The sequence below is a fragment of the Acetobacter lambici genome, assembly GCF_011516885.1.
Taxonomy (GTDB): domain Bacteria; phylum Pseudomonadota; class Alphaproteobacteria; order Acetobacterales; family Acetobacteraceae; genus Acetobacter; species Acetobacter lambici.
In genome coordinates, this window is the sequence record NZ_WOTD01000024.1 from 22,285 (window position 1) to 34,891 (window position 12,607).

A 12,607-nucleotide genomic window follows, 5' to 3' on the forward strand; every position below is an offset into this window, starting at 1 on the left:
GCGGCCGAGATTTTTATTTCCGCACCAGATCATTTCCAAAACTTCGGAAAAAGGCGGGCATTATGGTCAAAACAATGCAGCCACCCCATCCAGCCGCAACCCATGAGCACAACGCACTATTTGCCCACAGAATATGGAGCAGGCTGCAAACCGAACTGCAAGACCCCGCTCCCAAGCGGCTCTGGCCGGACTATGCGGCCCAGCACACCGCACCGGCGCGGACACTTCTGGCACGTCTTGTAGCCGAAAAACTGGGTGACCCCATCGTTCCCTTTGCGGAACTGTATGCTCTTTTTTGCCGCATTCTGGAGCAATCCCCTGCCATTATGGTTGCTGCCGCACAGGATTTACAGGCCTACGCCACCAAAAGCCCCACCCGTAGGGACTACCTGACCCCTTTTATGCACCTCAAGGGTTTTCAGGCCGTGCAGGCTTATCGTCTGGCCCATATTTTGTGGCGGAACGGGTTGCACCTTTCTGCGTTACATCTGCAAAGCCGTGTTTCCGAAGTTATGGGGATTGATATTCACCCGGCCGCAACCTTGGGGCACAGGCTTGTTCTTGCCCCCGGATACGGCATTGTGATTGGTGAAACAGCATTGGTGGAAAACGATGTTGTTCTTATGTCCGACATAACACTGGGTGGCACGGGCAAGCATGCGGGCAAACGGCACCCCACGGTGCGGCGTGGCGCGCTGATCGGACCAGACACACAGATTCTTGGCGCGATAGAAATTGGGGAAGGGGCAAAAATTGGTGCGGGGGCCGTGGTTGTCAAACCGGTCAGTCCGTTTACCGCTGTTGCGGGCAACCCGGCACGTTACGTAAACAGCCATGCCCATTGGCCTGTTTTGACAATGGACCTGTCATTCCCTTCCATTGATTATCTTATATAACATATCAGTTTAGTGGTATAATATATTTAACATTATTTTGCAGTTTAATGTTGACCTCTCTCCATCGGGTGCTACGCTGAACAGGTAATCCGGATCAGAGCTGCTGATTCGTTATAAAAAGGAGCATGACCATGTATCCTACTGTGCTTTTTACAAATCGATGTTGATTGAGCCACACGGCTCGGAAAACCATTTCTGATCATTCCACATCTTTAAATACTCCCAATATATGAAAGACTATTGACCGTGACTGAAACACAGTCTGTTCATGTGGCAGGTGCCTCCGCACTTGACCGCAACCTGTCCGCCCGCCAGCTTTCGACCGCGCATGTTACCCGTGTGCAAAATCTGGAACGCAGCCCGCGCTGGCTGCACCTGCTGCTGCCATGGGTGAATGTTGGCGGCGGCGTGTTCCGCGTTAACCGGCGGCGCCTTATTTCCTCCCGCTTTGGTGGGGTGCTCTTTACGGGGGATGGAGCCGCCGCACAGCCCGTGCCGGAAAGCCTGCGCGCACTGCCGGAATTTTCTCAGGCCACGGATACCCAGATCCATGACCTTGTGAGCAAACTCCAGCGCCACACACAGCCCGATGGCGCGGACCTTGCCCTGCCCGAAGGCACACTGGTCCTTGTGGCTGCTGGTACAGTGCAACAACATGCGGATAACGGGGCAGCACGTTCCGTGCGGCACCTGTTTGCAGCATCGGGGCAGCATTTTGTTGTGCCCTCCGGCCAGAGCAGCCGTGGGCTGCGCGCCGTTGGCAAAACAACCGTGCTCTCCCTCCCCCCCGAGCAGATCGCCAGCACGGCGTGGCTGAAAACCGCCCTGACCCCACAGGACCCGGCCAGCAGCACGGATGTCAACCAGTATGGGGAGGCCGCCATTCAGGTCCTTTCCAGCGTGGATGGGGAGCCAAAACTGCCCACCACTTTTGTGGATTATCAGGACCACCCGCGCGAATACTACATTCATTCCATTCAAACAGTCCTGCGCACGCATACGCGCATTACCGACCTGTACAGCAACGAATTTGACCAGCTACGCGAACAGGTGCGCGTGGTCATTGACGTGATCCGCGAGCGGGAGGAATGGGAACTGCTCAACAACCCCGAGTTCGGGTTGCTGAACGAAACCGCCATTGCCCAGCGCGTGCCCACACGCGGCGGCCCCCCCACGCCAGATGATCTGGACGAACTGCTGACAAAAGTATGGAAAAAACCGGGGTTTTTCCTTGCCCACCCCAAAGCCATTGCGGCCTTCGGGCGCGAGGCCACGCGCCGGGGCGTGCCGCCACCGACCATTAACCTGTTTGGTTCGCCCTTTATTACGTGGCGTGGCATTCCCCTTGTGCCATCAGACAAAATTCCCGTAACCCCTGATGGCCGGACCTCCATCCTGCTCCTGCGCGTGGGTGAGGAAGAACAGGGCGTTGTGGGCCTGCACAATACCGGAGTTACGGGGGAGGTCGAACCCGGTCTTTCCGTGCGGTATAGCGGCACGGACCAGCATTCCGTGGCATCGCACCTGATCACACGGTACTTCTCCGCCGCCGTGCTGGTGGAAGACGCCATTGCCCGGCTCGATAACGTGCAGATCGGGAGCTATTATGACTACACCTGACACATTGGCAGACCCGCAAGGTCTGGCCCAGCAGCGTGCGGTTGAGCAGGCGTTCCGCGATGTACTGGGGCATGGGGCGGCATCTGCCGCTCCAAACACCCCCGCCGTGCCCCCACAGGGCGCGCAGGGTACCCGCCCGTTTGCATCGGGGGCGGATGCCTCCATTTACGAACCCGTCTGGTCCAAGCACCCGGTTTCGCAAAAACCACAGGACGCGCCCCCCCGCCCGTGGGAGGAGCCCGTAACATCCCCCTTTTTCAGTGGCACGTTTGCACTCCCCCACACCCCACCAGTCCATACGCCGCCCACCCTGCCCCCCGCCACGGTGGGGCAACCCCATGATGTCCCGTATTTTTTGCGCCATGCCACAGCCGCAGCACTTGCAAAATCTGGAGCACCGCACGCAATCCCCCGCACGCCGGGTGGGTATGATGTGGGGCGCATTCAGGCGGATTTTCCCATCCTGCACCAGAAGGTAAACGGCCATAAGCTGATCTGGCTGGACAACGCCGCCACCACCCAGAAGCCCCGCGCGGTCATTGACGCCACCTCCGCGTTTTATGAGCATGACAACTCCAACATCCACCGCGCGGCCCACACGCTGGCCGCCCGCGCGACCGATGCGTTTGAGGGCGCACGCACCAAACTCCAGCGCTTTATTGGCGCGCGCGAGGCGGCGGAAATTGTGTTTGTGCGCGGCACGACCGAGGCCATAAACCTTGTGGCCCAGAGCTATGGCCGGGCCAACATAGGGGCGGGTGATGAAATTCTGATCACCACCATAGAGCACCATGCCAACATTGTGCCGTGGCAGTTGCTAGCACAGCAGACCGGGGCAGTGCTCAAGGTTGCTCCTGTTAATGACCGGGGGGAACTGCTGCTGGACAACTTTGCGGCACTGCTTTCTGGCCGCACAAAAATTGTATCGGTCACGCATGTTGCCAATGCGCTGGGCACCATTAACCCCATTGAGCAGATTATTGCCCTCTCGCACGCCGCAGGAGTGCCCGTGCTGGTGGATGCGGCACAGTCCTCCCCCCATCTGCCACTCAATGTTGCTACGCTGGATGCGGATTTTCTGGTGCTTTCAGGCCACAAAATTTACGGGCCAACAGGCATTGGCATTCTATACGGCAAGCGCCACCTGCTGGAGGCCATGCCTCCGTGGCAAGGAGGTGGGCATATGATCCGGGACGTAACCTTTGCCCATACCGAATTCCAGGGCCTGCCCGAAAAGTTTGAGGCCGGCACGCCCGATATAGCCGGAGCAGTCGGGTTGGGGGCTGCGGTAGACTACCTGCAAGGTCTTGGCCTGCCCGCCATTGCAGCCCACGAACATGCCCTGCTGGACTACGCCACACAGCAGTTTGAACGCCTGCGCGGCGTGCGCATTATTGGAACGGCACAGGCCAAGGCCAGTGTGCTCTCCTTTATTGTGGACGGGCACAGTGTAACCGACGTTGCCAAACACCTTGACCGGCACGGCATTGCCGCGCGCTCGGGCCACCATTGCGCCCAGCCAGCCCTGCGCCGGTTTGGGGTGGAGGCCACGGTGCGGGCATCCTTTGGCCTGTATAACAGCTTTGAGGATGTGGATGCGCTGGTGGCCGCCCTTGGGCAACTGGTGCGCTAGGCCGTGAGCACAGCATGGCAGGCGGCAGTGGGCGGCGGCATGCTGATTGGCACAGCCGCCGTCCTGCTTATGGCGCTACAGGGGCACATTCTGGGGGTCAGTGGCATTCTGGGCAACGCCTTGCGCCACCCTACCCAACGGTGGCGGTGGGGGGTGCTGGCCGGGCTGGTTGCAACCGGCCTGCTGGCCCGCGTGGCGGGCGCTGCCGTGCCGGAGCTTTTTGCCCATACTAGCTGGCTGCGCCTTGCTGTTTCCGGTCTGCTTATTGGCGCTGGCACCGCGCTGGCCAATGGCTGTACCAGCGGGCATGGCGTGTGCGGGCTGGGTAACAGGTCTGGTCGGTCCTTGGTGGCGGTTGCCATTTTTATGAGTGTTGCCATGGCAACCGTTTTTGTAACCCGGTTGGGAGGGTGGGGGCTGTGAGCGTGATTGTCGCGTTTTTATGCGGCCTGCTGTTTGGTGGTGGGCTGTGGCTCTCTGGCATGGCAAACCCGGCCAATGTTCTGGGTTTTCTGGACATAACCGGGCAATGGAACCCCATTCTGGCGGGCGTTATGGGCGGCGCTGTTGCCATAACCCTGCCCGGCTTCTGGCTTTTGCGGCGCAAAGGGCTGGATGCAAACGGGCAGGCACTACACTGGCCACGCCGCTGGCCGCCCGATAAGGGGCTGGTCATGGGGGCCATGCTATTTGGCGTGGGGTGGGGGCTGAGTGGCGTCTGCCCCGGTCCAGCACTGGTGCTATTGGGGCTGGACGGTGCAAAAGCGGTGGTTCTTGTGGCCTGTATAGCCCTTGGCTGGCTGGGTGGGCGCTGGGCCGGGCGTAAAAACAGCACCTAAAACACAGGCGCATGTTCGCCGCCCCTGCTCACCACCCGGCATGGCACAGGCCGCATGCCGGGCTATGCTGCTATGGAACAGTCCTGCCCGGCCTAGCCCGTCTGCCACTTTTACGCCCTGACAAACGGACTTGTTTGCACCTGCTCCAGCAGCCAGTGCCTGAATGCGGCCGCCCTGTTTTTTTTGTCGGGATTGATGGATAAAAAATATCCCCGCTCGCTGCGGATCGGCTCTGGCCATGCCAGCACGATCTGCCCGCTTTGCAGGTAATCATCTATAAGCGGACGCCAGCCCAGACCAATCCCCTGCCCTTGCAAAATAGCCTGAAGCAGCAGGGGGTAATTGCCAAATAGCAGGGAATTTTTGGTTTTACCTGCGGGCCGGGCGGACTGCCCCGCCAGCAAAAACCAGTCCTGCCACGTAAACCAGTGCTGGGCCGGGCTATCCAGATCCAGCAGGCGGCCACGCGCAAGGTCGGCTGTGGTGGCAAGTACCCCCATCTGCTCTAGGTAGCGGGGGCTACATATGGGGTAGGCTTCCTCCGCAAACAAACGCAGGCTCTCCCCACCTGCCGCATCGGGCTTTTTGCCAAACAGAATGGAAATATCCGCCTGATCGGACACCCCCCCCATCTGGCGGGCCTGTGTGGTGAGCAGGCACAGGTCCAGTTCCGGATAACGGCCCTCAAAATCAGACAGGCGGGGAAGCAGCCAGTTGGCGGCAAACCCGTAATCGGTCAGCACGGTCAGGCTTTTTGGGGCGTTGCAGGAATCTATGGTCTGCATGGCCGCGTGGAGTCTGGCCAGCACATCTGCCGCCGCCGTGTGCAGGATCTGCCCCGCGTCACTCGGGGCCACACCCCGGTGCAGCCGACGGAACAGTGTAAGGCCCAGAACACCCTCCAACTGTGCAACCTGCTGGCTAATGGCGGGCTGGGACATGCCAAGCTCCGCTGCTGCGGCACTAAAGCTGCCGCACCGGCCTATGGTTTCCAGAATACGCAGGGAGCGGAGCAGATACTCAATCTGGTTGGGTGTCATAAAGCTAGCTTATACCACGGATAAGTATGAACATACATCACAAATAACATATTTTATGTGCTTATATAAAAACTAACGATCATCATAGTGTTGTTTTGTGGGTGGAGATAATTCACGTTATGAGCGAGCAGTCCGCAGCGCCTCTGAACTTTCTTGTAGTTGTGGCCGACCAGCTTACGGCCTGCGTTCTGCCAGCACTCCTTGGCGGGCAGGACCCCAGTGTTATCAAGGTGCCCACACTGACAAAACTGGCCAGACAGGGAACGGTTTTTGCCAATGCCTATACGGCCAGCCCCCTATGCGGTCCCTCGCGCAGCACCTTCATGACCGGGCTGCTGCCCTCGCGCAGTGGCGTGTACGACAATGGCTGCGAATGGCATTCCGACATTCCAACCTTTGGCCACCGCCTGCGCCTTGGCGGCTACCAGACCATTCTGGCAGGCAAAATGCACTTTGTTGGCGCAGACCAGCTCCACGGGTTTGAGGAGCGTCTGACAACAGACATCTACCCCGCCGACTTTACATGGGTGCCCGACTGGACCGACCGCAACACCCGCCCGGACTGGTACCACTCCATGGATTCCGTGCTCAACGCCGGCCCGGTCCTACGCTCCAACCAGCTCGATTTTGACGAGGAAGTGGCCTTTGCCACCCGGCGCAAGCTGTACGATCTGGCCCGCACCAATACCCAACAACGCCCCTTTTGCCTTGTGGCGTCCTTTACCCACCCGCATGACCCGTTCAACATCACCCCCAAATGGTGGGACCTGTACGAGGACACCCCCATACCCCTCCCCCGCGTGGCAACCCCCAACCCCACGCACCCGGCCGAACTGCGCATTCGCGAGGCCTGCGGCATTCATGCCGCCCCTCCAACGGAGGCGGACATCCTGCGCGCCCGCCGGGCGTATTTTGGCGCGATCTCCTACATTGACCACCAGCTCAAGCAACTGCTGGACACACTGGCCGAAACCGGGCTGGACAAAACAACCGCCATTGTTTTCACCAGTGATCATGGTGAAATGCTGGGCGAGCATGGCCAGTGGTACAAAATGTCGTTCTGCGAGGGCGCGGGCCGTGTGCCGCTGATCATCTCCCTTCCCGGTCAGGGGCAGGCCCGGCGGGTCACACAGGCGGTCAGTCTGGCCGATGTGGGCGAGACCTTGTGCGCGCTGGCCCGCACCCCCGCCATAACCCAGACCGATGGCCGCGACCTGACCCCCTGCCTTATGGGCGCACCACTGGAGCAGGACGAAGTTTTTGGCGAATATCTGGGCGAGGGCACTTTTGCGCCAACGATCATGATCCGCCGTGGACGCTGGAAGTTTGTCCACACCCCCTCCGACCCGGACCAGCTTTACGACATACAGCTTGACCCGGATGAAACCCGCAATCTGGCCCCACTCCCCGACCACGCCCAAACCGCCGCTGCTTTTTTACAAGAAGCCCAACGCCGCTGGGACTTTGAAAGCCTGTACCGCAGCGTGGTGAACAGTCAGGCACGGCGCGCCCTGATCAAGCAGGCGCTGGCAACGGGGCACTGTACGCCATGGGACTACCAGCCCCCCGCAAACGCACACCGCCAGTACATCAGAAATCACAAACCTCTGGAACAGCTCGAGGCCGAAGCCCGGCTCCCCTACCAGAGGAACGGATAGAACAGCCATGGTTCATACCCCCATCACGCACCGGATCACCTTTGCTCTGGTGCTCTCCACCGGCACGGTTTACGCAGCCAATGCCGCCCCGCAAAGCCCACTGTCGCCACAAAATCTGCCGTGTGCGCACGTGCCAGTGTCTCAATGCCCAGCACCATCTCGCACGCGGCTGTCAGTGCATCATGGCGCATGTGCAGCGGCACGGTGCCCGCATGGCCCGCCTGCCCCTGCACGCGGATGTAAAACCGCTGAATACCCGCTATGGCCGATACCGCCGCCAGCGGTGCATCCTCATGCTCCAGCACAGGCCCCTGCTCAATATGGGCTTCCAGATAGGCCAGAATATCCTCCCGCCGCCGCCGGGCCTCGCCCATTCTGCCAACGTCCAGCCCCACACCCTGCATGGCTTCTTGCAAGGTTGTGCCATTGCGGTCACGCATCTGGCCGACATCCCCCACAGCTTTGCCCGCCATGGCTCTGGAACCAAGCATGGAAAGCGGAAAGCGCGACCCTTCCTCATCCCCAAAAGCCACAACCTCAAGGGCGAAGGGGAGCCGCAGCCCACGTCTGGCAAAGGCTGCCACACATTCCACACCCAGCATTACGCCTAGCGCACCATCGTAAAAACCGCCGTTCCACACACTATCTATGTGCGAGCCTATCATCAGCGCGGGTGCGTTGGCACTGCTCCCTTCATACCGGCCGATCATCGTGCCCGCGGCATCCGTGCGCACGCTCATGCCTGCACCCTGCATCCACCCCCGCAGCGCCTCCGCTGCCGCTTTGTGCGCGGTGCCAAGGTATGGGCGGTACAGGCCACCGCGCATATCGCTATAAGGGTCACATCCAAGTTCTTCACATCGTCTGACTGCACGAGCCCCTGCATCGTGCTCGACAATCCGCTCCTGCTTATCCATCTAAACCACCAACATAAACCGGCACTCAATCCCGGCAGCGCCATGCACGCCATGCCACAAAGGTCGCCCCAGCCCTGTTCCACCTACCGGTCCGTGGGCAGGGCATGCGTGGGGCGACCTCTTTTTTTTGCTGTCTCAGAAATCCGTGGAAATGGTTCCCGTCATGCTAAAGCGTGGCAGAACGTAAAACTGCGCTCCACTCCCCGCCGCCAGTGTGCTGCCATCCATCAGCTGCCCCTGTGCGGCGTTGGTTGCAATACCGACCGGCCCCGTGCGCACCACAGCGCCAGTCAGGTTCTGAAAGTTCATTTTAAACGTAGGTGATTTGAGGAAGGAAAAAGGCTTGAAGCGATAACCAACACTCAGGCTGTCCGTCACGTAGCCGGGCATGCGCTGGTCCCCCGTAAGGGTAACCGACTGGGAACTGGCGTAATGCAGGGCAAAGTTGCCAAAAAAGTGCGTGTCATCATAGGACAAACCAAAATTGGCCATGACCTTGGGCGCCATGGGCACTTCATGCCCTTTGGTCCGCAGGTAGCTGGTGCCATACGGCACGTTGGAATCCATGGTCGCGTGCAGGTACTCAAACGACGCATAGGGGCTGAAGTGGTGGATTGGCCGCGCGGCCACCATCAGATCAAAACCACGCACGGTCTGGTTGCCCGCATTGGCGCTGCCAAACACGCCGCCCCCAAGGTAGGTGCTCATCAGGCGGTTGGTAATGTTGTAGTTGAACAAAGACAGATCGAGCATCACATGGTCATCGTGGTACCGGTAGCCCAGTTCCTCCTTGATCGAATACTGGTTTTTGGGCAGGCCGGTCGCCGCCTGAATGGCGGATGGATCGGGCTGGCGGAAGTCCCCCTCCCCATGCACGTAAACCTGACTGTGATCGTCAATATCATACGAAATGGAAAGCTGCGGCAAAGGCACCGTGGAGTTTGCCCCCAGCCGCGCACCAGGCGTGGAGGAAGACGCCAGAAGGTTCTTCATCCAGTAATTTGTCATCATGAACTTGAAGCCCGCGTTAATCCGCAGCTTGTTATGGAGGTAACGGGCCTCATCCTGCACAAAAATGGAGTGGATTTCATACCCCGTGTTTGTCAGCGCCCCCAGTGCGCGCTTGCCGTCTGGCGTGTAGAGCGCGGTGTTGGAATTGCCCGGCGTTGTCGCCCCACTGTAGGACACATTGACCGGCAGACCGATCTTGGAAAAATTGTTGGCATACCAGTAACCGACAGAAAAATGGTTATGGCTGTCAATATCATAGCCCAGCCTTGCGGTTACCCCCACATCGGGCTGGCTATATGCGTTCCATGACTGAACAAGCTGCTGCCCACCGGGCAATGCCGAACCATTGCCCAGAACATACTGCCCGGCAGAAGACTGCCCGACACCCCAGCTATCCCAGCCCAGAGCATCGTAAAAATAGGGGGTTATGTCCAACGTCAGCTTTCTGCTCAGCACAACATGAACCGGCATGACTAGAAAAACCGTATTGAAGTGGGAGATATTGTTTTTCCAGTAATTATCGTTCCCACCCGTAGCGCTATAGCCGCTCCGGTTGTAGCCGGTTCCTGTGTGCTTGTAGTTTTTGTACTGTTCTTCCGTTGCGTAGTTATCAACCATGATCTGGTTGTTGTTCCACGAAAAATACAGCTTTACGCTGGAGGCGTTCTGGAAGTCCTTTTGCAGCCCAAAATCAATGTGCTGGCGGTCGTTTGTGCCCTCACCCATCCACTGCCGGGCATGGGTGTGTGAACCCGATACATAAAAGCGCACGCCCGTATTGCCAATATCCCCCGACTGGAGGCGCAGGAACTCGCGCGAGAGGTTGTTCGTGCCGTAAGAAAAATCCATTGTGCCGCCCATTTTATGGGACGGGGTCAGGGTTTCCTCGCGCAGCACACCACCGGCACTTGTGGTGACCGGCGCTTCCATTGCCATGGCACCGGGGCTTACGGAAATACGCTCAAGGTTTTCAGAATCCACGTTCTGGTCAATATATCCGGCACTGCTTGCGGGCACGCCATCAAGCAGAATGGCCATGTCCGCATCCGTCAGGCCACGGCTTTCAATGCCCCCACCATGCATGCCCGATGTATCCGCCGAGGACACGTTAAGACTTGGCATGGTCTTGATCAGGTCCAGCACACTACTTGTAGGGCTTTTCTGGTCAATAAACTGTTTTGTCACTGTCTGTACGGAATAGGCAGCGGTTTCGCGCCGCATCATCCCGCCGCCACCATCCATTGCCAGACTGACGGTCTGCCTGTTGGAGGTTACGTCAACATTTTCCTTGCCCTGCGCAAGCACGGACGACTTTGCGGGAGTTTTATGGCCGCTCGTTTCCACCCGGTTGGACGTTTGCACACTGCCCGCAGCCGTTGCCGTAGCGCTGCGTGCCGTGTCATGGAGTGCTGCCAAAACCAGAATGCCCGATGCCGATACGAACAGCCTGTGCCTTAACGAAAAAATTTGCATTGTTTGTGCCCGCCCCTACAGTCTTCCGCCTAAAAGACTGTTTTTAAGTTCTTTTTTACTTAGCCCAGCCGCAGCCTGTTAGAACTCTTTGTTCTGTTTATGTAACGTATCGTTTGTATATGCCTCTTTGGAAGCGCTAAATTCTGCACGTTGTGTAGCCTTTTTCTGCACGTGCCGGGACATTTCGGTGCGATTAAGAAATGATTATGTTTATTCTTGTTTAAGCTCTACCTATTCTCTTCCCAACATGCTCCACTCGGATCGCAACATGACAAAAGGGCAACGGACATGGTGCTCCTGACCAAGTTTTCGCGCTATTTTCTGGAGGTCATCCACCATGGCTCCATCCGTAAGGCGGCCGAACACCTGAACATTGCCGCCTCTGCCGTGGACCGGCAGATCCTGAATGTGGAGGAAACACTGGGAGTACGGCTGTTTGACCGGGTCTCTGGCGGGGTGCGGCTTACGGCTGCGGGGGAGGCGGTTTTTCATCAACTCACCCGATGGGGCAAGGAGGAAGCAGCCCTGCACCGCCACTTGGCCGAACTTAAAAATGCACGGGGGGGAGAGGTCCGCATTGCCGTGGCCGATGGGCTGGCGGTCAGCTTTATCCCCTCCGTGATCATGCTTTTGCATGATGACAGTCCGGGCCTGCGCTTTAAGGTTACCGTAGCCACGGCTGCCACGGCCGCCATTCTGCTCCGGGCGGGGGACTGTGATCTGGGGGTTACATTTGACCCCCCGTCTTTTGCGGGCCTGAGTGTGGAGGCCGAGGCCCTGTCCCGCCTTGGCGTGCTGGTGCCGCGTAACCACCCGCTGACACACATGGAAGATGTGCGGGTAACGGACTGCACGGGCTACCCCATTGTAGCCCCGGACTCCTCCACCACACTGTGGCGGCTGGTCAAGGAACTGCTGGAAGAAACAGACATGCCGTACGATATTGTGTTTAATTCCAACAATATTACGCTTGTTTGCGATATGGTGAAAAAAAATCTGGGCATTGCGATCATGCGTGATCTTGATGCGTTTGGGCATTATAATGAGGATGAAGCCCAGTTTATTGAACTGAACGAAACCAAGCTTGCAACGCAAAAGCTCTCGCTCATTATCCCCAAAACACGCGTTCTCTCACCGAGCGCGCACTTCATTATTGAAAAATTCAAAAAGATTTTTCAAGGTTTTGACAATAATCCACAGCAGCTTTTGGGCAAACCCAGACTGATGGGCGACAGACTCAAGCCCGACTGAGCGCCAACCACGCCCTCGCGCGCTGGAGCGCCATACCCCGGAGCCAGCAGGGCTGGCCAACATGCTGCTGACCGCTCTCGTTAATAAGACGATCGACAGGCGTCTTTTTTCAACACTTGGGCAAAAAAAATGGCGTGACCGTCTTTTTTACCCGACTGATACCAACCGTTGATTGCTATAACCCATGAGCCCACTTGCGCAGTCCGATTGACATGATGCGCCATGGTTGATCGACGAGCTGGTTCCAGGCATGGCAGGCGATATCGACG

General features: G+C 58.3%; 11 protein-coding genes. 7 read left to right on the forward strand and 4 right to left on the reverse strand.

Going from position 1 to position 12,607, the window contains the following annotated elements; genetic code table 11:
* Positions 1-62: 62 nt before the first annotated feature.
* The 5 genes from epsC to GOB86_RS10645 all read left to right on the forward strand — a co-directional run bounded on the left by epsC (position 63) and on the right by GOB86_RS10645 (position 4,988).
* Positions 63-896, forward strand: coding sequence for a serine O-acetyltransferase EpsC (epsC, locus tag GOB86_RS10625; RefSeq protein WP_165992306.1), 834 nt, complete (start codon positions 63-65; stop codon positions 894-896).
* Positions 897-1,142: 246 nt separating this feature from the next.
* A complete protein-coding gene (locus GOB86_RS10630; protein ID WP_165992307.1) occupies positions 1,143-2,516 on the forward strand; it encodes a family 2B encapsulin nanocompartment shell protein in 1,374 nt (457 codons plus the stop codon).
* Entirely contained in the window at positions 2,503-4,149 is a 1,647-nt protein-coding gene (locus tag GOB86_RS10635) for a cysteine desulfurase (RefSeq protein ID WP_165992308.1), read from the forward strand. Before GOB86_RS10630 ends, GOB86_RS10635 begins: the two co-directional genes overlap by 14 nt.
* A 3-nt stretch (positions 4,150-4,152) precedes the next feature.
* Positions 4,153-4,572 (forward strand): YeeE/YedE family protein, encoded by a 420-nt coding sequence (locus tag GOB86_RS10640; protein ID WP_253544154.1) that lies wholly within the window; start codon positions 4,153-4,155, stop codon positions 4,570-4,572.
* Positions 4,569-4,988, forward strand: coding sequence for a DUF6691 family protein (locus tag GOB86_RS10645; protein ID WP_165992309.1), 420 nt, complete (start codon positions 4,569-4,571; stop codon positions 4,986-4,988). Before GOB86_RS10640 ends, GOB86_RS10645 begins: the two co-directional genes overlap by 4 nt.
* 110 nt (positions 4,989-5,098) lie before the next feature.
* Here the strand turns inward: GOB86_RS10645 and GOB86_RS10650 are convergent, their stop codons facing one another.
* Positions 5,099-6,028, reverse strand: a complete 930-nt coding sequence (locus GOB86_RS10650) for a LysR substrate-binding domain-containing protein (protein ID WP_165992310.1) — start codon at positions 6,026-6,028, stop codon at positions 5,099-5,101.
* 119 nt (positions 6,029-6,147) lie between these two features.
* Between GOB86_RS10650 and betC the strand changes: the two genes are divergently transcribed.
* On the forward strand, positions 6,148-7,686 hold the full coding sequence (betC, locus tag GOB86_RS10655; protein ID WP_165992311.1) for a choline-sulfatase: 1,539 nt from the start codon (positions 6,148-6,150) through the stop codon (positions 7,684-7,686).
* Between the two features lie 35 nt (positions 7,687-7,721).
* Here betC and GOB86_RS10660 read toward each other — a convergent pair whose 3' ends face one another.
* Together GOB86_RS10660 and GOB86_RS10665 are read right to left on the reverse strand one after the other, a co-directional pair.
* The gene (locus GOB86_RS10660; protein WP_165992312.1) at positions 7,722-8,603 is read right to left on the reverse strand and encodes a Zn-dependent hydrolase; all 882 of its coding nucleotides are present in this window, start codon (positions 8,601-8,603) and stop codon (positions 7,722-7,724) included.
* 135 nt (positions 8,604-8,738) lie between these two features.
* Complete coding sequence (locus GOB86_RS10665; RefSeq protein ID WP_242012614.1) at positions 8,739-11,087, reverse strand: TonB-dependent receptor; 2,349 nt, start codon at positions 11,085-11,087, stop codon at positions 8,739-8,741.
* A 288-nt stretch (positions 11,088-11,375) separates the two neighbouring features.
* Here GOB86_RS10665 and GOB86_RS10670 point away from each other — a divergent pair, with 288 nt between their 5' ends.
* Positions 11,376-12,338 (forward strand): LysR family transcriptional regulator, encoded by a 963-nt coding sequence (locus GOB86_RS10670; protein ID WP_165992313.1) that lies wholly within the window; start codon positions 11,376-11,378, stop codon positions 12,336-12,338.
* Positions 12,339-12,418: 80 nt separating this feature from the next.
* On the opposite strand, the gene GOB86_RS15940 is transcribed toward GOB86_RS10670, so the two are convergent.
* On the reverse strand, positions 12,419-12,607 hold a 189-nt coding region (locus GOB86_RS15940; protein WP_206752705.1), incomplete at its 5' end, for a hypothetical protein.

Coding starts and splice junctions, on each gene's coding strand:
- epsC (WP_165992306.1), top strand. CDS start 63: ATGGTCAAAACAATGCAGCCACCCCATCCAGCCGCAACCCATGAGCAC.
- GOB86_RS10635 (WP_165992308.1), top strand. CDS start 2,503: ATGACTACACCTGACACATTGGCAGACCCGCAAGGTCTGGCCCAGCAG.
- GOB86_RS10650 (WP_165992310.1), bottom strand. CDS start 6,028: ATGACACCCAACCAGATTGAGTATCTGCTCCGCTCCCTGCGTATTCTG.
- betC (WP_165992311.1), top strand. CDS start 6,148: ATGAGCGAGCAGTCCGCAGCGCCTCTGAACTTTCTTGTAGTTGTGGCC.
- GOB86_RS10660 (WP_165992312.1), bottom strand. CDS start 8,603: ATGGATAAGCAGGAGCGGATTGTCGAGCACGATGCAGGGGCTCGTGCA.
- GOB86_RS10665 (WP_242012614.1), bottom strand. CDS start 11,087: ATGCAAATTTTTTCGTTAAGGCACAGGCTGTTCGTATCGGCATCGGGC.
- GOB86_RS10670 (WP_165992313.1), top strand. CDS start 11,376: ATGGTGCTCCTGACCAAGTTTTCGCGCTATTTTCTGGAGGTCATCCAC.